Origin of the sequence: Dyella sp. (assembly GCF_036384435.1) — a bacterium.
Taxonomy (GTDB): Bacteria; Pseudomonadota; Gammaproteobacteria; order Xanthomonadales; family Rhodanobacteraceae; genus GSA-30.
The window spans coordinates 13,793-32,772 of record NZ_DASVMI010000010.1; the positions used below are offsets into that span (position 1 = coordinate 13,793).

Here is an 18,980-nt window from a genome sequence, read left to right on the forward strand (position 1 = left end):
AACCGCCCTTGACGGGGGGCAAGGGCGCGAACATCGACCGCAGCCACATTGTCACGTCGTGGCTATTACAATGGCGCCTTGGCCGAGCCCGCGGACCCCGCGCCGGTCAGTCAAGCCCGTTGGTCCCGCGGCGTGCGAGGCTTCCGGCCAAGGGCTGTCGTTTCGTCAAGGCTCGCCGCTGCGACGACATCATCCGTTGGTACAAGGAGATTTTCGTCCCATGGCGAACCCCTGGAGTCCGGCCGCTTCCCGTCATACCTACGCCATCGCCCACTGGGGTGACGGCTACGTCGATGTCAATGAAGCCGGCCATATAGTGATGCGCCCGCGTGGTGCCCAAGGGCCGGCGCTTTCGCTGCCGGCCATTGTCGAGCGCGCGCGCGCCGAAGGCCTGCGGCTGCCGTTGATGGTGCGTTTCCCCGATATCCTCGCCGACCGCCTGGCGCGCCTGCAACGTGCCTTTGCCAAGGCGATCGGCGATTGGGGCTATACGGGCGGCTATACGGCCGTTTACCCGATCAAGGTGAACCAGCAGCGCGGTGTGGCCGGTGAACTGGTGGCCGCCGGCACCGAGGGCTTCGGCCTGGAAGCGGGCTCCAAACCGGAGCTGATGGCGGTGCTGGCGATGGCGCGCCCTGGCAGCATCGTCATCTGCAATGGTTACAAGGATCGCGAATACATCCGGTTGGCGTTGATCGGTCGCAAGCTCGGGCTGCGTGTACACGTAGTGATCGAGAAGCTCTCCGAGCTCGATCATGTACTGGCCGAAGCCAAGGCGTTGGGCGTGGAACCGCTGCTTGGCGTACGCGTGCGCCTGGCGACCCTGGGCGCGGGCAAGTGGCAGAACACCGGCGGAGACAAGGGCAAGTTCGGCCTGTCGCCCAGCCAGGTGCTGACCCTGGTTGAACGACTGGCCCAGGCAGGCCTGACCCACACGCTCAAGTTGCAGCATTTCCACATGGGCTCACAGATGTCCAACGTGCGCGACATCGCCGCGGGCATGCGCGAGGCCAGCCGATACTTCGTCGAGCTGCGCCGCAAGGGCGCGCCGCTGGAGATCGTCGATGTCGGCGGTGGCCTGGGAGTGGATTATGAAGGCTCGCGTTCGCGCAGCAGCAATTCGATCAACTATTCGCTGGAGCAGTACGCCGCGACCATCGTGCAGGCCTTGGCCGAGGTCTGCGCCGAAACGGGGCTGGACGCGCCGCACATCATCACCGAAGCCGGTCGTGCGATGACCGCGCACCATGCGGTGCTGATCACCAACGTCACCGAGGTCGAGGAAGTGCCCGCCGGCCGGATCGCGCCCTCGCGCGAGGACGAACCAGGCGTGCTGCGTCGCCTGCGCGAAACGTATGACGAACTCGATCAGCGCCCCGTGCTGGAGCTGTTCCACGAGGCGCAGCATCACTTTGCCGAAGGCCAGTCGCTGTATGCGCTCGGCCAGCTGGCACTGGACGATCGCGCGCACCTGGACGATCTTTACTACGCCATCGCCAATGCGGTGCGCCAGCGGCTGCTGCCGGCCGAGCGTGCGCATCGTCAGGTGCTGGACGAACTCGACGAAAAACTGGTCGACAAGTATTTCCTCAATTTTTCGGTCTTCGAATCGGTGCCGGACATCTGGGCGATCGAGCAGATCTTCCCGATCGCGCCCATCGCACGCCTGGACGAAGAACCCACGCGTCGCGGTGTGCTGGTGGACCTGACCTGCGATTCGGACGGCCGCATCGATCACTACGTCGATGCCGAGGGCGTGGACGTGAGCCTGCCCCTGCATGATTTGCGTGCGGGCGAGAGTTACCAGTTAGGCATCTTCATGGTGGGGGCCTACCAGGAGACCCTGGGCGACATCCACAACCTGTTTGGCGATACCGATGCGGTGAACGTGCGCGTGGACGGTGATTCGTATGTTTTCGCACACAAGCGCCAAGGTGACACCACCGACCTGATGCTCGACTACGTCGGCTACGACCTCAAGGCCATGCGTGATAGCTACCGCGAGCGCATCGCGGCGGCCGGCGTGCAGGGTGAGGCCGCGGAAAAGCTCTACGACGTGTTGAACACCGGGTTGACCGGCTATACGTACCTTTCCGACAAGGCTGACTGAAGAAAACCCCTGAACATGACATAGCGCGTATGGGCGACTTCAGCCGCGAAGCCATCTGCGATTCAGTCTCAGATTGGAGGTTTTCAGTAGCTACCCCCAGAGCCTCCGATCCACGAATACGTCGCCAAGCGCACCGCGGCTAAAGCCGATCCTGCACCTAAGCAAGTCCGAGGTTTTTCCCCGCTTTTCTCCCCAAGTTTACGAAGGAGTATCTATGGCAAGTCTCGAAGGCAAAGTCGCACTGATTACCGGAGCGGCCAGTGGTCTGGGCAAGGCGATCGCCGAGCTCTATGCCAGCAACGGGGCGGCGGTCGCGATCGCCGATATCAACCAGCAGGCAGCCGATGCCACTGCCGCGCAGATTCAGGCTGCTGGCGGCAAGGCCATCGGCATTGCGATGGACGTGACCGATGAAGCGGCAGTCGAAGCCGGCACCGACAAGGTGGTCGAGGCCTTCGGTCATCTCGATATCCTGATCTCCAACGCCGGCGTGCAGATCATCAATCCGATCGACCAGTTCAGCTTCGCCGACTGGAAGAAAATGCTGGCGATCCATCTCGATGGTGGCTTCCTCACCACCAAGGCCGCGCTCAAGCACATGTACAAAGACGATCGCGGCGGCATCGTGATCTACATGGGCTCGGTGCATTCGCATGAAGCATCCAAGCTCAAGTCCGCCTACGTCACCGCCAAGCACGGCCTGCTCGGCCTGGCGCGCACGCTGGCCAAGGAAGGCGCGGCGCACAATGTGCGTTCACATGTGATCTGCCCAGGCTTCGTGCGCACGCCCCTGGTGGAAAAGCAGATTCCCGAACAGGCCAAGGAGCTGGGCATCACCGAGGATCAGGTCATCAAGAACGTCATGCTCAAGGACACCGTCGACGGCGTCTTCACCACGGTGGAAGACATCGCGCAGACGGCGCTGTACCTGGCCACGTTCCCATCGGCGGCCCTGACCGGCCAGTCGATCGTGGTCAGCCACGGCTGGTATATGCAGTAACTTGCCATGAGTGGCGGCAAAGGAAGTCAGCTACGGGCTTCCACGGCGTCGGCCGTGGGCGATGCGGTCGCCCGCAATTACGGCACCATCGCCCTGGTTCTCCAGGGTGGCGGAGCCCTGGGCGCTTATCAGGCCGGCGTGTACGAGGCACTGGAGGCATCGGGCCTGCGGCCCAACTGGATCGCGGGTATCTCGATCGGCGCGCTGAATGCGGCAATCATCGCCGGCAATCCGCCGGAGCAGCGCGTGGACAAGCTGCGCGAATTCTGGCGCAGCATATGCCAGGCACCGTTGCCCACCCCGTTCTCGACCGGCATGGCGGCCACCCTGTTCGATCCAGCCAACTGGCCGCTGCCTTGGCAGAACGGCCTCAGTGCCGTGGCCGCGTGGCGTAGCCTCCTGGAAGGGCAGTCGAATTTCTTCGTGCCGCGCCTGCCGCCACCGTTCCTGCAAAGCCATCTGTCGCCGGGCACCACCAGTTGGTACGACACCGCGCCGCTGCGTGCCACGCTGGAGCGCTTGGCTGATTTCGACCGCATCAACGACCCGCGCCAGATGCGCGTCTCGGTGGGTGCGGTCAATGTGCGCACCGGCAACTTTGCGTATTTCGACAACGGTCGTGGCACGCTGCGACCGGAGCACTTCATGGCTTCGGGTGCGTTGCCGCCGGGCTTTCCCGCAGTGGAGATCGACGGCGAGTACTACTGGGATGGCGGCATGGTCTCCAATACGCCGTTGTACAAGGTGCTGGCCGAACGGCCCTGCCACGACGCGCTGGTGTTCCAGGTAGACCTGTGGAATGCCGAAGGCGAGCTGCCTCGCGACATGGCGGCCGTGGCCGAGCGCTCGAAAGAAATCCAGTATTCCAGTCGTACGCGCCTGATCACCGAATACATGCGCCTCAACCAGGAACAGCAACGCCTGTTGCATGACCTGATGGAACTGGTGCCCGCCGACCGCCGCCACGATCCTGCGTACAAGCGCGCCGAGCAGCGCGCCAGTGGCGCGTTGACCAACCTGATCCACCTGATCTACCGCGACAAGCCGTACGAAGGCCATTACAAGGATTATGAATTCAGTTCGGCAAGCATGCTCGAACATTGGCGCAGCGGCGTCACCGACATGCAGCGCACGCTGGATCATCCGCACTGGCTCGACGTGCCCACCGTGGAACATCCGTTCGTGACGCACGATGCGCACCGGGATTGACGAGAATCTTTTCAAGGAAGTCATGACACATGGAACGTAACCGGAGCGGCCAGGATTCCGCCCTGGAACGCTGGTTCGGCATCCGCGCCGCCGGCTCCAGCCTTCGCGCCGAAGTGCTGGCTGGCACGACCACCTTTCTCACAGCGATGTACATCATCGTGGTCAATCCCGCTGTGCTGGCGCAGGGCGGGGTGCCGTTTTCAGCGGCGTTGACGGCTACCGTGCTGGTCAGCTTCCTCGGTAGCTGCGCCATGGGTCTTTACGCGCGCAACCCGGTGCTGGTCGCTCCCGGCATGGGCATGAATGCCTTGTTCGCTTTCGTCATGGTGCACGGTGGCGGCATGTCGTGGCAGGCGGCCCTGGGCTGCGTATTCTGGTCGGGTGTGTTGTTCGCGCTGCTGGCGCTGTTCAATGTGCGCAAGGTGGTGGTCGAGGCCATTCCGGCGAATTTGCGCCACGCGGTGTCCTGCGGCATCGGCTTGTTCATCAGCCTGATCGGCCTGGTCAACGCCAGGTTCATTGTTGGCGACCCGGTAACGCTGGTGCATTCGGCCAGGTTGAATCCGGTGTTGCTGACGTTCCTGGCAGGGTTGGCGTTGACGATATTCCTGGTGGCGCGACGCATCAAGGCAGCGCTGATGATCGGCATCGTGCTGACCACCATCCTTGCTCTGCCGATCGGACGCTGGTGGGGTGATGGCAGCGCCTATGGCACCACGGCCACACTGGTGAACTGGCATGGACTGGTCGCCTCACCAGATTTCTCCGCGCTCGGCCAACTGGATTTGCTGGGTTCGTTGAAGTTTGCCTATTGGCCATTCATCTTCGTCATGCTTTTCACCTCCTTCTTCGATGCCCTGTCCACCTTCATGGCAGTATCGGAGGTAGGCAAGCTGGTCGATGAGCAAGGCAATCCACGCAACATTCGCCAGTCGATGATGGTCGATGCGTTTTCCGCGCTGGTATCGGCTCCGCTAGGCACCAGTCCGGCCAATGCATTCATCGAATCGGCGGCGGGTATCTCGCAAGGAGGCCGTACTGGACTGGTTGCCGTGGTGGCGGGTCTGTGTTTCCTCCCCTTCCTGTTTTTCTCGCCCTTGCTGTCACTGATACCGGCGATCGCGACCGCTCCCGCGTTGATCCTGGTCGGCGTGTTCATGATCGAATCGATCACGCATATCCAATGGCAGCATTTCGACGAAGCAGTGCCTGCGTTCGTGGCAATCTTGCTGATCCCTCTGACCTATTCGATCACCGATGGTGTCGCGTACGGGTTCCTTGCCTATGTGCTGCTGAAGCTGGCAACAGGGAAGTGGCGCGAGATCAAGCCGGCTATGTGGGTGATCGCCGCGCTGGCGCTGGTGTTGCTTGCACACCTGTAGCCCCGCCCCGGATGAGCCGAAGGGCAGGGCAGGCATGCGTGGCTAGAACTTGATCGCCAGTTCGCCCCCGACCACGGTGGCGTTGCGGTAGTGCGCGGCGCTGAACGCGCCTGGGTTCATCAGATATTGCACGTCGGGCGTCAAGAACAACCAGGCATTGATCTGGAAGCGATAGGACATGTCGATGTATTCCTCCGCGCCATAGAACTTGCCCGTGGGCCGGCCGCGCATCTCGGCGGCAAGCTTGCGCGTATTGAGATTGGACTTGGCCCAGCCCAGGCTGAAGATGTCCTGCGGGCGACTGGCGAACGGCCCTTGGAACACAATGCCCGCCGAGTCGTAGCTTTCGATCTGTGCGTTGGTCTTGTCCGCCTGGGTCAGGTTGGCGAACAGGATCAGGCCGCGATGGGTGTCGCCCGGACTCCAGACCATCTGGTCGATCGAGATCCAGCCATTGCTGCGACCCTCGCGCTGGCGCTTGGGATTGACCACGTCGGGCGCCTTGCTGGTGTCGTAGTAGCCGCCAATCTTGTAGTTGCCGGGCAGGCCCTGCTCGCCAACGTGAGGACTCCAGCCCAGTTCGGTGAGATAGATGGTGCCGGTGTCGCCACTGGTGCCCAAGTGGAAGCCCGGTGAGTTGTTGATATAGAGGCTCGGATTGACGTCGAATACGCCCACCTTCAGATACACATCCGGCAGGATATACCCAGTGATGCGCGCACCAAGCTGTGCTCCGGGCGGGTTCTGGAAGCCGCCGGAGTCGGCGCCCAGTGAATTGGGGTGGCCGCAGAAACCCTGGTTGAGGAAACTGCACAGCAACGGGTTGTAGTCGAATTCCGCCGCCGCGGGGAACCAGCCCAATTGGTAGCTCAACCGGCCTTTGTAGAAACTCTGGTTGAAGCTCAGGTTGGCCAGGCGAAAATTCTCGCCTTCGCCATAGTTGCTGTTGATGATGACGCGCGTGCCGGCAAGGTTGGATGCATTCGAGCCGAAGCGATCGGATACGGCGAAGGTGAAACCGGCATGTGAGATACCCAGCAGTTTGTCCAGGTCCAGCTTGGTACCGACCACGATCTGGTGGTTGCTCTGGATGCCGCGTTGCTTGCCGCCATGGACGATGGCGGCGCTCTGCACCTGGAAGTTACCAAAGAAATCGACGCCTTCACGATGCAGTTTGCTACGTTCGCCACCCCAGTCGCCCAGGAAGCCCTGGCCATGCCACCAGTCGGGCTTCGGTGTGGCCACCGGCGTGGATGTGTCTTCCTGTGGCGCCGCATCGGATGCATGCACCGGGCCCAGCGTTGCCCAGGCCAGCAGGCAGGCCGCGATGGCGGTGCTGCATGAGTGATTGATGGTGCCCATCGTCGGACCTCCCCTCGGTAGTTGTCGATGGCCGGTACGACTGTCGCTTGTGCGCTCGCCGAAAACCGGGCGCACAGGTTCCCCCGACAGCGATACCGGGGTTTCCGGTAACTGTTCTACAGGCCCGGAAAGCCCGGGCATCGTTGGTCAAATCCTTACGTCTTTCTATTTATCTGTTTCGCCCGTCGGCGAGGTGATGCGATTGAGCCCGGTATGGCATTGCTCAGCCCTCGAACGTCCAAGGCTGGTTGTTGGCGAGCGCCTGCCTTGCCTTGCGCTCGTAGTACTCCCACAGCAATCGCAGCAGCCGTGGATTGAAAGTGCCGCGTGCACAGTCGGCAGCCTCGTCGGGTGTCAAGGACAATGCGCCGCCCAGCACCTCGGCCTCGACCTGCTTGCGCGCGTTCTCCTCGAAGAAGGTGCTGCGAAAGAAGGCGACCTCGGCGGACTCGCCAACGATCACACTGCCATGGCCGCGCATCTGCACCGCCACGTTCTTGCCCAGCGCAGCCGACAGCGAGGCGGCTTGTGGATCGGAGACGACCAGGCGCGGATCGTTCCACACAGGCACACCCGTATAGAGGAATGCGCCGTGCAGGAACACCGGCACGATGTCGCGCCCGGCGATGCCCAGTAGCGTGGAATGCTGAGCGTGCAGGTGCGTCACGCTCATGATCTCCGGACGGTCGCGATGGATCTGCGTGTGAATCCGCCACTCCAGCGGCACCTCGCCACCGGGATGTTCGAGGATCTCTCCATCAATGTGGAATACGAATACCTGCTCGGGCCTGACCGATCCCTTTTCCGAACCCGCGCCAGGACTCAATAGCACGCGGTCGGTGCCGGGCACGCGGATCGACACATGGCCGAACATGCCGATGGAACCTTGCAGGTTCAGCATCATGCACATCGATGCCACTTTCTGGCGCAGTTCGGCCTCGGTTTCCTGGCGCTGCTCGACGTTCGTTTGTTGCATGGATCAATTCCTCGGGGATGAATGCGGTGCCACCTCGGTGGCCGCGGCGCGTGTCTCGGACAGGCGCATGCCACGGAAGCGCCGAAAACATAGGTAGAGCAGGCCGGCTGCTGCGATGCCACCGATGACCATCGGTATCGCCGGCACCAGGAACAGGCGTGGCATCGGTGTCTTGTGCGCGATCAGCCATGCACCGATGGTCGGTCCGCCGATCGAGGCGAAACGACCGATCGCGCTCGCCCAGCCGGCACCCTTGGAGCGGATGCTGGTGGGATAGATCATGCCGGTCACGGCATTCATGCCCAGCTGGCTGCCCAGCACTGTGGCACCGGTAAAGAACACCGCTACGGTCAAGGCCGCGTGCGAGAGGCCTTGCGTGCCGATCGAGGCCACCACCGGCCCACCGACCAGGAAATACACCATGATCGGCAACACGCCCCAGCGATCGATCAGACGGCTGATCACCAGGCCGCCGCAGATGCCACCCAGGTAATACGCCGCCTGCGTGATCGCGGTCTGGTCGCTGCTCAGGCCGTTGGCGCGAAACAGCGTGGGCATCCAGCTGTTGACGAAGAAGTTGACGATCAACGCGGCCGAGAACAACACCCATACCAGCAAGGTCAGCGCACCCAGGCCATCGGCAAACAGCAGTCCCGGCGAGAAGCTGTTCACCCCTTGCCGCGAGGTGCTCATCACCAGCGTCGTGTGGTGGTCGATGGCCAGGTCCGGGCGCAGCCTGCTGGCGAGCCGGGTGGCTCGTTCGTTGCGGCCCTTGGCGACCAGGAACTTGATCGATTCGGGCAACAGCGCGAACAGTGCCACCGCCAGCAACAGTGGACCTACGCCACCGACAAAGAAAAACGCCTGCCAGCCATAGCGTCCCAGCAGAGAGGTCGCTACAACCGACGGCAGGATGCCACCGACTGCCAAGCCCATGAACATGATGATGATCAGGGTGGCGCGAAAGCGTCGCGGTGCATATTCGGCATTCAATGCCACCGTGTTGGGGAGTAACCCACCCAGGCCCACGCCGGAAATGAAGCGCAGCAGCAACAACGCTTGCAGCCCGTGAGCACCGACCATCATCAGCGTGAACAAGCCATACACCAGCGTAGAGATCAGGATCGCGACGCGGCGCCCATAGTGGTCGCCTATGTAGCCAAGCAGCGGCCCGCCGACGGCCATGCCCACCAGCCCCGCGTTGAACACCGGGCCCATCGCCTGCGCCTTGATGCCCCAGGCGCGAATGATCTCTGGAGCCGCATACGACATCGCCGCCAGGTCGAACCCGTCCGCGCATTGCACCAGCAACGACAGCACCACGATACGCAGCACCAGCGGGCCGATCTTCTGGCCATCGACGAGGTGATCGATCTCGAGGGTCTTGCTTGCGCTCACGATCTGGGTTTCCTCGCGGGATGTCGAAACGAATCGGCTATCGGATGTGGTGGTGGCCATCGCCGGCATGCTCAGGGAGTGATTCCCATGAACTTCCAGATGTTTTCTTCCAGGATGGCGCGCGTGACGTCGGCGGGAAGCTCGGCCGCCTCGACCGCGCTCACCAGATCGTCGTCGCCCAACCCGAACGGGTAATCACTACCCAGGATCACGCGATCGCCACCGTGCTTGTCCACTACAAAGCGCAGGCTGCCCGGGTCGAATGTCAGCGCGTCGACGTGCAGCAGGCGTGCATATTCACTAGGCGCGCGAGTTATGTGCTGGCGCATTTCCGCGCGCACCGCATACCCCTTGTCCACGCGACCGAGTACCAGCGGAAACGCGCCGCCGGCATGCGCAAAACAGATCCGCAGGTCGGGCAGGCGCTCCATCACGCCGCCAACGATCAGGCGCGTCATTGCCAGGCCGGTTTCCAGCGGGTTGCCGACGATATTAGGCAGGTAGTACTGCTTGAGGCGATCGCCGCCGATCAATGGCTGGATCGGATGCACGAACACGCTCATGCCAATGTCGCGGCAGGCCTCGAAGAACGGAAACAGCACCGGGTCGTCCAGGTCGCGCCCAGCCGGACAGGTGCCGATCTGCACGGCGCGGATGCCCAGCGTCTCGCGCAGGTGCCGCAGCTCGGCAATCGCCAGATCCACGTCCTGCAAAGGCGCGATGCCCATGCCGATGAAATGCGTGGCGTGCCGCGCGACGATCTCGGCGATATCGTCATTGAGAAAGCGGGCCACGGCCTGCCCCTGTGCCGGTGGTGCCCAGTAGCAGGTGAGCATCGGAATCGGCGAGATCACCTGCATGGCGATGCCCTGCCGCTGCATGTCCTGCAAGCGTCGCTGCGGCGACCAGAAGCGGTCGTCCAGCTTCATCACGGTATTCTCGCCCATCATCAGCGTCGCCGAATGCGCATCCACCGGCACCAGTTTCGGCCAGCGGTTGGGGCCGAACTGGGCGGCCCAGTCCGGCAGCCGGTCCGGGGCGGGAATCACGTGGGTATGGAAATCGACGCGCATGCTTGCAGCCTGTGGCATGGGGAAGTTCAACGCTTGAGGTATCGCGAGAGAAATGCCAGAGAACGCTCGCGCGCCAACGCCGCCGACGTGGGCTCGTAATATTGGCGGTCGTTGCAGCTGAAGCCGTGTTCCGTACCTGGGTACAGGTACATCTCGATCTCCGGATGCAGGTCGCGCACCTTCTCCATATCCGCCAGCGGAATGTATTCGTCGTGCTCGGCGTAGTGCAGCAGCACGGGAGCGTGCAGTGTCTCGTTCGCATGGCCGGCGATCTGCGCACCGTAGTAGCCCACCGCGCAGGTAACACCGGTCAGCCGCGCGGCCGCCAGATAGGCCAGCGAGCCGCCCCAGCAGTAACCCAGTGTCGCCACCGGCGCTACGCGGGCCGCCGTGTCGATGGCTTCCTGGATGTCGAGCATGGTCTGGTCCAGCACCAGCTGTGCGCGCAGGGCGCGTCCCTTCTCGATGCCGGCCTGGTCGTAGCCCAGCTCCACGCCACGCTCGACACGGTCGAAGATCGCCGGCGCGATCACGTAATAGCCGTCGCCGGCATATTGCTCGGCCATGTCGCGAATATGCTGGTTGACGCCGAAGAATTCCTGCAGCATCACCAGCGCGCCAACGGGCTCGCCGGCAGGTTCGGCCACATAGGCGGCGAGACGATGGTTGTCGCTGGCGATGATGTCGATCGTGGTACCCATGCTGGTTTCCTTTGCCTTCACCAGGTCGCCATGGCGGCGATGCCGGCTTTCTCGTCGAAGTGGCTGGTCACGCGCTTGCCGATCAGGTCGCGCAAGGTCTCGGATGTGCCGCCGCCCAGCGTGCCGTAGCGTGCGCCGCGATACAGGCGCGACACCACGCTGTCGTCGGTGAAACCGAAGCCGCCGTGAATCTGTAGCGCTTCGCTTGTGACGTCCAGCGACATTTCGTTGCAGCGGATCTTGGCGGTGGCGGCCAGCAGCGCATCGGGGAACGGGTTGGCCGACAGGCAGGCGCGGTAAAGCAGGCCGCGTGCCGCCTCAATGGCGATGTACATGTCGGCCAGCTTCCAGCGCATGCCCTGGAAATCACCAATGGAGCGACCGAAGGCACGGCGCTTGCCGGCATAACTGACGGCCTCATCGAAGGCACCTTCGGCCAACCCGAGTGAAATGCTCGGGTTCAGGCAGCGCTGAGTGTTGAAGGCCGATAGCAACGACTTCAGACCGGACTGACGTACGACCAGGTGATCCAGGGGGACCTCGCAATCGGTGAAGGTCACCTCGTGCAGGTTCTCGCCGCCGAGCGTATGGACTTTGGAGGTCAGCGCCAATCCCGGTGTACCTTGCTCGACCAGCGCGCAACCGATGCCATCGAGGCCCGGTGCGTCGTCCACGCGGGTGAACACCACGAACATGCCGGCTTCTTCGGCGCGACTGATCAACGACTTGGTGCCATTGATCACCACCTTGTCGCCACGAATCCATGCGTTGGTGGTGTAGCTTGCCACGTCGGTGCCGGCATGCGGTTCGGTCAGGCAGATCGACAGCACGCAGTCACCGGTGCATACCTGCGGCAGGATTTTCCGCTTGATGTGTTCGGGAGCGAACGCGCTTATCACACGCGTCTGCGTGCCTACCTCACCCAGCACCGCCATGGCAGTGATGTAGCAACCCTTGGCGATTTCTTCGAGCACCAAGGCGGTATCGAACACACCCAGCTCCGAACCACCGTACGACTTGCCGACCGCCATGCCGAGCACGCCGATATCGGCCAGCTGGCGCATGTTGTCCCAGGGAAAGGAGCCGTCGAGCAGTTCCTTGCCGCGAGCCTTGAACTGGCCCTGCACCAGTTCGCGGACCTGGCCGATGCGATGACGCTGTTCGCCGGTCAGCTCGATGCCGGGAGGCAGGCTGGCGCGATGCGGGACCGTGATTTCAGACATGGGCGCTGAGCACTCCATCGACGAGGCTTTCGATACTGGTAAATACCTGTGCGCCGGCACGACGCAAGGCGGTGGTTTTCGATTGCACGGTGCCGCGTCCGCCATGCACCAGCGCGCCGGCATGGCCCATGGTTACGCCCTCGGGTGCCGAGGCGCCGGCCAGCAGCACGAACACCGGCTTGGCAAAGGACAGGCGTTCGATGGCATCGGCGAGTTCTTCTTCCTCGCTGCCGCCGATCTCGCCAAGAATCAGCAGTGCCCGCGTATCGGCATCGGCCTGGAAGTAGGGCAGCAGTTCGCCAAAACGCGAGCCCTTGACCGAATCGCCACCCACGCCGATCCAGGTGGATTGACCCACCCCGCGTTCGGCCAGGCGAAAGCAGGTCTCATAGGAGAGCGTGCCGCTCTTGGACATTACGCCCAACGGTCCCGGTGCCAGCGACACATCGGGAATGAAGCCCATCTTCATGCGTCGCGGAATCGCCAGTCCGGGCGTGGACGGACCGATCCAGTGCGCGCCATGGGCTTTCACGCGCTCGCAGGCCAGCATGGCGTCGCGTACCGGCATGCCCTCGGAGGGCGACACGATCAGCTTGAAGCCTGCTTCCAGTGCTTCGGTGACGGCAGCGAGCACGTCCATCGGTGGCACCAGGGTGATGCTGGCCTGGGCGCCGGTCGCGGCAGCCGCTTCGGCGCAACTGGAAAACAGCGGAATATCCGAATCCGAATCGCGTCTGGCGCTGGCACCGGCAATGCCGCCGACGACCAGCGTGCCATAGCGCTTCATCAATGTGGCATGGCGCGAGCCCATGCGGCCGGTCGCCCCTTGCACGATGACCTTGGCGGACGGATCGAGCGTGAACATGCTCATGCTTGCGCTCCCGCCTGGACTACGGCCATTTGCAGAGCCTTGTCCAAATCCACTTCCACGGTGATCGGGCGGCCGGATTGCTCGATGCGCTGCCTGGCTGCATGGAAATTGTTACCAATCAGGCGCGCCACCACCGGGACGGAGATCTCGGGTACGGCATCGAGCGCCTGCAGCAGCAACTGCACGAACTCATCCAGGTCGGTGATCCCGGCAAAGATGTTCACCAGCACCACCGAGATATTCGGCCCCTTGGCCAATTGCCTGAGTACCTCGATCAGGCGAGCCGGGCTGCCGCGCAGCATGCCGGTACGCACATCGCAGAAGTTGTAAGGCTTGAGCCCGGCCTGCAACATTTCATCGACCAGCATCATGCTCAGGCCCGCGCCCGTGGTAAGCAGGCCGACCTGACCATGCGGATCTAGTTCGATATAGTCAAACTCATGAGCAAGCTTGAAAGCTGCTTCACGATAAGCGTCTGGACGCGCGCGCACGATCTGTTCGACCGCCGGCTGGCGCCCGAAGGTGTTTTCATCCACCGCCAGCTTGGCATCGCCAGCCACCCAGTGACCGTCTGGCAAGACGAACAGCGGATTGATTTCCAGCAGAGTGGCATCCAGCGCGATGAAGGCATGGGCAAGCGCGGGAATAGCCTGCGCAATGGTATTGCGCACGTCCTCGGGCAATGGCTTTGCCAGGGACTTCGCCGTTTCGATCATCGCGGTCTCGTCGGCGGCGGCGACCGCGCTCAGCATCGTATTGTCATGCTGCGCGTGCGCCTCGACGTCCACGCCGCCCTTTGCCGAGATAAGTACGCGTACGCCCCGTTCGGCGGCGTCGACCATGAAGCCGACATAGACCTCGCGTTCGAAGCGCACTTTCTGCTCGATGCGAAACCCCGCAATGCGATGTCCCTTGATGCGCGTGTCGGCGTGTTCGCGCACGAAATCGGCAACGTCCTGGTGTGTATCGGCAAAACCGATACCGCCGGCCTTGCCTCGACCGCCTACGCCCACTTGCGCCTTGACCACCCAGGGGCCTTCGCCGGGAAGCGTCATGGTCGCGATATCGCGGCTGTCGACGTAGCAGCCTGCGGGAACGGGCACGCCATGGCCGCGAATCAGCTCCTTGGCGTCATGCTCGAGTAACAGCACGGTATCGATCTCTCCCGGCCGATGTGGCCGCTTGCCCCAGTGATATGCGGTCGAAGCCGGCCGCATCGTGTGAGACGGGACGTTAGGGAAACTTCGGGATATTGCCTACGGACAATTTGGCATCCATGCATGAAGAATATTCATGGACTGCATTGCGGCGGCCATGTTGCATGGCAATGCAATAATGATAATAAGTCGATAAATGCGAACATATTACGCTTTTGCGTTGCGCAAAAAGACCTGGAACGAGGTGCCGCAAAGCATGAGGAAATTTATGTCGCAGCGCACATTGACCCGATGGCCGGCAAGGTTCGAAGCTGCGGCACACCCCTCTCATTTCGTCGTCAGGCCCGCTTCGGGGTGTGCCGCAGCCGCCAGGAAATACGATGCGTCCGCTACCTCCGCTCAATCCCTTGCTCGCCTTCGAGGCAGCATCGCGCCATCTGAATTTCACCAAGGCCGCGCGGGAACTCAACGTGACACAAGGTGCGATCAGCCACCAGATCGCCGTGCTGGAAGAGTATTTCGATACGCGGCTATTCGAGCGCAAGTGGAATCGTATCGAGCTCACGCCGGGCGCTCTCGCCTATGCCGAGGTCTTGCAGCATGCCTTCGAGGACATGCGTCGCGCGACGGCGGCATTCCACGCCAGTGCCTCCGAGCGCACCACGCTGACGATCAAGGGTTATCCGTTATTTCTCAGCCGCTGGTTAACGCCGCGCCTTTCCGCGTTCAACCGCCAGTTTCCACATATCGACGTGCGCATGGTGTCGGTGTCGGGCGCCAGCCTGCTCGACTTCGAGCACCAGGACATCGATGTGGGCATTCGCTATGGCCGTGGACGCTGGAAGGGCTTGACCAGTCATTTACTTCTCACGGACGAACTGGTGCCAGTATGTACCCCCGAACTTGCCACCAGGCACAAGTTGCGTGTTGCGCGTGATCTTGCCGGCAAGACCCTGCTCCAGACGCATGCGCGTTCCAGTGACTGGCCAGACTGGTTTGCCTGCGCGGGCATCGATGATGCGGTGGCCCTGCGCCAGGTAAAGTCGTTCGAGGATCTCAGCCTCGTGCATCGCCTGGCGTTGGAGGGTGCAGGGATCGCCATCATGCAACGCGTCTACGCCGAAGAAGATGTCCGTCAGGGCCGCCTGGTCATTCCTTGCGATACCGTATTGACCCGTGAGCTGGGATATCACCTGGTCAATCCGGTCAACAACAGCAGGGAGCCGAAGATTCGCGCTTTTTCGGAATGGTTGTTGGCGTGTGGGTGAAGAGCAGTGAGGCCGCGCGCTATGCGAGCGGCCTCACTGCTTTCAAGGCACCCTCGCCAACAACCACTGCGCCTGTCGCAAATGCGGAGCATCGAGCATCTTTCCGTCGACGGCGATCGTGCCTGTGCCGGGCTGCTGCGCGAACGCATCGACAATCGTGCGTGCACGAAGCACTTCCTCGTCCGTCGGTGTCAATGCCGCATGGATGATGTCCACTTGCGCTGGATGAATAGCCATCATGCCGGAAAATCCATCGCGTACCGCCGCACGCGCAAATCGTGCCAAGCCATTGGGGTCACGAATATCCGGATAAAGCGTCTCAATCGCAGGAACATTTGCCGCGTGGGCACTGAACAGGGCCAGGGCACGTACCATGACGTACGGTGAAGTGAACGCGCCGTCGGCTTCGCGTGGCGTACTGGCGGTGACCGCGGCGGACAGATCTTCCGCGCCCCACGTCAACCCGAGCAAGCGGTCGCTCACCGCGCGAAAACTCCCCAATTCGAAAACCGATGCCGCCGTTTCCGTAGCGATCGGCAGGATCGGCAAATGCTGCAAGCCATAGGATCCAAGCAGGCGATCAAGCTGGTCGATCGCCTCGCGGCCGCACGCCTTGGGCAACACGATGCCGTCTGGCGGATGCCCGGCCAGCGCTTCGAGATCGCTGTTGGCGCGGCCGCTATCGAGTGGATTGATGCGAACAAAGGTCGCGCGCGCGCAGGCTTCGTTGGCGAGAAATCCCTTTACCGTCAGCCGCGCGGCATCCTTGCGATCGGCGGCAACGGCATCTTCCAGGTCGAAGATGACCGCATCGGCCTGCGACTGCTGCGCCTTGGCCATGCGATCGGCACGGTCCCCGGGAACGAACAACAATGATCGCAGTTTCATGTCAGGTTGCCTTGTGCAACAGGGCAGTGCGCGTGCACGAACACACGGTTTCACCGCGCTGGTTGGTCAACTGGTGAGCAAAGACCACGATGCCCGCCTGCGGCCGCGAACGACTGACGCGTTTCTCGCGTACCTCGGTCTGTGCACGCAAGGTGTCACCCAGGAATACCGGATGCGGGGTCTTTACCTCGTCATAGCCCAGGTTGGCGATCATCGTGCCCAGGGTGGTGTCGATCACTGACAAGCCGATCATCAGGCTGAAACTGAAAGTGCTATTCACCACGATGCGACCAAACTCGCTGGCGCGGGCGTATTCGGCATCCAGGTGCAGGGGCTGCGGGTTATGGGTAAGCGCGGAGAACAGCAGGTTATCCGTCTCGGTCACCGTGCGGCCGATCGCGTGCTCGATGCGATCACCTACCTGCCATTGATCGAAGTAGCGACCACTCATGCGATCAAACCAGGTGTCGCTCGAAGAACGCCAGGCTGCGCTCCTGGGCCAGATCGTAGGATGCCTGGTCAAACGTGGGGCGTTCCTCGCAGCCGAAGCCGTGATGCGCACCCGGATACACATAGATGTCCACGTCCGGCTGCGCGGCGCGGATCGCCTCGACATCGCTCAGTGGAATCGAATGATCGTGCTCGCCGAAATGCATCTGCACCGGGCAGCGCGGCTGTTCATCCTTGTCCGCGGCGATGCCACCGCCGTACCACGCGATGCAGGCGGCGAACGTGTTGCTGCGCGTGGCGGCCCACCACGCGGTGCGGCCACCCCAGCAATAACCGATGACTCCCACCCGGGAGGCATCGAGCGCCGCGCGGGCGGCTTGCAGATCCAGCACGGTTGCTGCCTGGGGTACCTGGGCGCGCAGGGCAAACCCATGTTGCAGGTCTTCCTGGGAATAGCCCAGTTGCAAGTTGCGCTCGGCCCGGTCAAGCAAAGCCGGTGCAACGACGGCATAACCGGCCTGGGCGAACTGGGCGCAGGCATAGCGGATATGGCCGTTGACGCCAAAGATCTCCATGCCCAGGACGATCGAATGCCGGGCATCGCGGGGGCCATCGCGCCATGCATCCAGTTCAAAACCATCGGCCGCCTTGATCTTTATCCATTCGCCCACGAGCCCGCTCCGCCATGGCGCGCCATTCGCGCGGAGGGGATGCTAGGAGCGGCCTGAAGCCCCGGGCAATGGACGATTATCGATCCAGGCATGAGCGATCGTCATACCCGGCTGTCGCGTTCCGCCCGCTGGCGCCATCCGCGTTTCTCGATGGCGCGGATGTGCGGCTCGCCTGCCAGGTGTTCCAGATAGCGCGCCAAGTGGGCTAATTCGTCATCGGCCGGATCGCCCTCGAACGGTGCCATGCGTACCAGGTTGCCGTAATGACGCAGGTACTTCTCCGGGCTGTCATCGACGGCAATGACTCGATCGAGGTCATAGCCGCGTCGCTTCACCTTGTGCAGGGATTTGGTCTCCCACCAGGTATCGAGCTCGAAGTCCCGCCTGGGCGTGCAGCGATCGCGTGTCCAGACGAAGGCGAGCCGGTCGATGTCCTTGAACAACAGGCGTGTGACCGCATGGGCATACCCGGACGAAGAGGACGTCCACACGGCAACCTCGAACAGCTCCATCACGCGTTCGAGAAAAGCCTCCACGCCTGGCCGCAGATACAGCACGTAGGGTGGAATCTGGTGATGTGGCGCATGGTGCAGCGGTGTGCGCCGGGCATGGACCAGGGTTTCATCCAGGTCCAGGATCAACAGATGTCTGGCGCCGGCCGGCGTCACGGTGACGTTGCAGCCGACGTGGCCGATGCAGGGCAATCGATACGGCGCGATACGCTCATGCCCGCTGCCTGGTCACCCCGCAGGTCGTAATGATCGTCGCGGTGCCGCACATACAGCGTAATCGACGCACCCAGGTGATGCGAGCGACCTGTCAGCATGCCATGGGTGTCGTCTTCCCATTCGCGGTCAAGTCCATGCCGGCTTTGCACCAGTTGAGCCACGTCAGTGCAGCTCATTCGCGCGACGTCACCCACCGTGGCGTGCACCACCGTATCGGTGTCGCGAAAAAGCAGCAGGTTCAGCGACACCAGCAGCGCCAAGAGCCACAGCGATTGGAACCAGCGACGCCAGTAGCGCGGTGTGAACACAAAAGCGGCCAATGCCAGGCCAGTCGAGCCCAGCAGAGCGAAACCCGCAAGGACATCGACATAAGGATTGTTGCCGAACAACCACACCAGGAAGGCCAGTACACCGAGCAAGGTTGCCGTCGACATCACCGCCGTGCGGCCGGCCCATTGCCAGCAGCGCCTCATCCTGCCCGGTTGTGCTTCAGCAGCCATCCTCTGGACCCTC

18 protein-coding genes are annotated in these 18,980 nt (G+C 62.6%); 5 read left to right on the forward strand and 13 right to left on the reverse strand.

The window, feature by feature from the left end; all coding sequences use genetic code 11:
- Nucleotides 1-220 precede the first annotated feature (220 nt).
- The 4 genes from speA to VF436_RS00855 all read left to right on the forward strand — a co-directional run bounded on the left by speA (nt 221) and on the right by VF436_RS00855 (nt 5,701).
- Entirely contained in the window at nt 221-2,110 is a 1,890-nt protein-coding gene (speA, locus tag VF436_RS00840; protein ID WP_330902068.1) for an arginine decarboxylase, read from the forward strand.
- Between the two features lie 214 nt (nt 2,111-2,324).
- Nucleotides 2,325-3,110 (forward strand): 3-hydroxybutyrate dehydrogenase, encoded by a 786-nt coding sequence (locus VF436_RS00845; RefSeq protein ID WP_330902069.1) that lies wholly within the window; start codon nt 2,325-2,327, stop codon nt 3,108-3,110.
- Between the two features lie 6 nt (nt 3,111-3,116).
- Nucleotides 3,117-4,319, forward strand: coding sequence for a patatin-like phospholipase family protein (locus VF436_RS00850; RefSeq protein ID WP_330902070.1), 1,203 nt, complete (start codon nt 3,117-3,119; stop codon nt 4,317-4,319).
- Between the two features lie 29 nt (nt 4,320-4,348).
- Nucleotides 4,349-5,701: an NCS2 family permease gene (locus tag VF436_RS00855; protein WP_330902071.1), complete on the forward strand. Its 1,353-nt coding sequence runs from the start codon at nt 4,349-4,351 to the stop codon at nt 5,699-5,701.
- A 42-nt stretch (nt 5,702-5,743) separates the two neighbouring features.
- Here the strand turns inward: VF436_RS00855 and VF436_RS00860 are convergent, their stop codons facing one another.
- From VF436_RS00860 to VF436_RS00895, 8 genes are all read right to left on the reverse strand, one after another.
- Nucleotides 5,744-7,063, reverse strand: a complete 1,320-nt coding sequence (locus VF436_RS00860) for a carbohydrate porin (protein ID WP_330902072.1) — start codon at nt 7,061-7,063, stop codon at nt 5,744-5,746.
- 223 nt (nt 7,064-7,286) lie between these two features.
- A complete protein-coding gene (locus VF436_RS00865) occupies nt 7,287-8,039 on the reverse strand; it encodes a class II aldolase/adducin family protein (RefSeq protein WP_330902073.1) in 753 nt (250 codons plus the stop codon).
- A gap of 3 nt (nt 8,040-8,042) precedes the next feature.
- Nucleotides 8,043-9,497, reverse strand: a complete 1,455-nt coding sequence (locus tag VF436_RS00870) for an MFS transporter (RefSeq protein WP_330902074.1) — start codon at nt 9,495-9,497, stop codon at nt 8,043-8,045.
- An 11-nt stretch (nt 9,498-9,508) separates the two neighbouring features.
- Nucleotides 9,509-10,510, reverse strand: coding sequence for an amidohydrolase family protein (locus VF436_RS00875; RefSeq protein WP_330902075.1), 1,002 nt, complete (start codon nt 10,508-10,510; stop codon nt 9,509-9,511).
- A gap of 26 nt (nt 10,511-10,536) precedes the next feature.
- Entirely contained in the window at nt 10,537-11,211 is a 675-nt protein-coding gene (locus VF436_RS00880) for a dienelactone hydrolase family protein (RefSeq protein WP_330902076.1), read from the reverse strand.
- Nucleotides 11,212-11,228: 17 nt separating this feature from the next.
- Nucleotides 11,229-12,434 carry an acyl-CoA dehydrogenase family protein gene (locus VF436_RS00885; protein WP_330902077.1) on the reverse strand — a complete coding sequence of 402 codons (1,206 nt, stop codon included), beginning with the start codon at nt 12,432-12,434 and terminating at the stop codon, nt 11,229-11,231.
- The gene (locus VF436_RS00890; RefSeq protein ID WP_330902078.1) at nt 12,427-13,305 is read right to left on the reverse strand and encodes a succinate--CoA ligase subunit alpha; all 879 of its coding nucleotides are present in this window, start codon (nt 13,303-13,305) and stop codon (nt 12,427-12,429) included. Before VF436_RS00890 ends, VF436_RS00885 begins: the two co-directional genes overlap by 8 nt.
- Nucleotides 13,302-14,522 (reverse strand): ATP-grasp domain-containing protein, encoded by a 1,221-nt coding sequence (locus tag VF436_RS00895; RefSeq protein ID WP_330902079.1) that lies wholly within the window; start codon nt 14,520-14,522, stop codon nt 13,302-13,304. Before VF436_RS00895 ends, VF436_RS00890 begins: the two co-directional genes overlap by 4 nt.
- Before the next feature lie 320 nt (nt 14,523-14,842).
- Here VF436_RS00895 and gcvA point away from each other — a divergent pair, with 320 nt between their 5' ends.
- Complete coding sequence (gene gcvA / locus VF436_RS00900; protein ID WP_330902080.1) at nt 14,843-15,730, forward strand: transcriptional regulator GcvA; 888 nt, start codon at nt 14,843-14,845, stop codon at nt 15,728-15,730.
- 42 nt (nt 15,731-15,772) lie between these two features.
- On the opposite strand, the gene VF436_RS00905 is transcribed toward gcvA, so the two are convergent.
- The 5 genes from VF436_RS00905 to VF436_RS00925 form a co-directional block, all read right to left on the reverse strand.
- A complete protein-coding gene (locus VF436_RS00905) occupies nt 15,773-16,618 on the reverse strand; it encodes a CoA ester lyase (RefSeq protein ID WP_330902081.1) in 846 nt (281 codons plus the stop codon).
- A gap of 1 nt (nt 16,619) precedes the next feature.
- Nucleotides 16,620-17,069 (reverse strand): MaoC family dehydratase, encoded by a 450-nt coding sequence (locus VF436_RS00910; RefSeq protein ID WP_330902082.1) that lies wholly within the window; start codon nt 17,067-17,069, stop codon nt 16,620-16,622.
- A 4-nt stretch (nt 17,070-17,073) separates the two neighbouring features.
- A complete protein-coding gene (locus tag VF436_RS00915; RefSeq protein WP_330902083.1) occupies nt 17,074-17,739 on the reverse strand; it encodes a dienelactone hydrolase family protein in 666 nt (221 codons plus the stop codon).
- A 101-nt stretch (nt 17,740-17,840) separates the two neighbouring features.
- A complete protein-coding gene (locus VF436_RS00920; RefSeq protein ID WP_330902084.1) occupies nt 17,841-18,407 on the reverse strand; it encodes an HAD family hydrolase in 567 nt (188 codons plus the stop codon).
- On the reverse strand, nt 18,404-18,980 hold a 577-nt coding region (locus tag VF436_RS00925), incomplete at its 5' end, for a hypothetical protein (protein WP_330902085.1). The genes VF436_RS00925 and VF436_RS00920, both read right to left, overlap by 4 nt.

What these genes read in the sequence shown, in the direction of transcription:
- speA (WP_330902068.1), top strand. Translation starts at nt 221, where the DNA reads ATGGCGAACCCCTGGAGTCCGGCCGCTTCCCGTCATACCTACGCCATC.
- VF436_RS00845 (WP_330902069.1), top strand. Translation starts at nt 2,325, where the DNA reads ATGGCAAGTCTCGAAGGCAAAGTCGCACTGATTACCGGAGCGGCCAGT.
- VF436_RS00850 (WP_330902070.1), top strand. Translation starts at nt 3,117, where the DNA reads ATGAGTGGCGGCAAAGGAAGTCAGCTACGGGCTTCCACGGCGTCGGCC.
- VF436_RS00855 (WP_330902071.1), top strand. Translation starts at nt 4,349, where the DNA reads ATGGAACGTAACCGGAGCGGCCAGGATTCCGCCCTGGAACGCTGGTTC.
- VF436_RS00860 (WP_330902072.1), bottom strand. Translation starts at nt 7,063, where the DNA reads ATGGGCACCATCAATCACTCATGCAGCACCGCCATCGCGGCCTGCCTG.
- VF436_RS00865 (WP_330902073.1), bottom strand. Translation starts at nt 8,039, where the DNA reads ATGCAACAAACGAACGTCGAGCAGCGCCAGGAAACCGAGGCCGAACTG.
- VF436_RS00870 (WP_330902074.1), bottom strand. Translation starts at nt 9,497, where the DNA reads ATGGCCACCACCACATCCGATAGCCGATTCGTTTCGACATCCCGCGAG.
- VF436_RS00875 (WP_330902075.1), bottom strand. Translation starts at nt 10,510, where the DNA reads ATGCGCGTCGATTTCCATACCCACGTGATTCCCGCCCCGGACCGGCTG.
- VF436_RS00880 (WP_330902076.1), bottom strand. Translation starts at nt 11,211, where the DNA reads ATGGGTACCACGATCGACATCATCGCCAGCGACAACCATCGTCTCGCC.
- VF436_RS00885 (WP_330902077.1), bottom strand. Translation starts at nt 12,434, where the DNA reads ATGTCTGAAATCACGGTCCCGCATCGCGCCAGCCTGCCTCCCGGCATC.
- VF436_RS00890 (WP_330902078.1), bottom strand. Translation starts at nt 13,305, where the DNA reads ATGAGCATGTTCACGCTCGATCCGTCCGCCAAGGTCATCGTGCAAGGG.
- VF436_RS00895 (WP_330902079.1), bottom strand. Translation starts at nt 14,522, where the DNA reads ATGCGGCCGGCTTCGACCGCATATCACTGGGGCAAGCGGCCACATCGG.
- gcvA (WP_330902080.1), top strand. Translation starts at nt 14,843, where the DNA reads ATGCGTCCGCTACCTCCGCTCAATCCCTTGCTCGCCTTCGAGGCAGCA.
- VF436_RS00905 (WP_330902081.1), bottom strand. Translation starts at nt 16,618, where the DNA reads ATGAAACTGCGATCATTGTTGTTCGTTCCCGGGGACCGTGCCGATCGC.
- VF436_RS00910 (WP_330902082.1), bottom strand. Translation starts at nt 17,069, where the DNA reads ATGAGTGGTCGCTACTTCGATCAATGGCAGGTAGGTGATCGCATCGAG.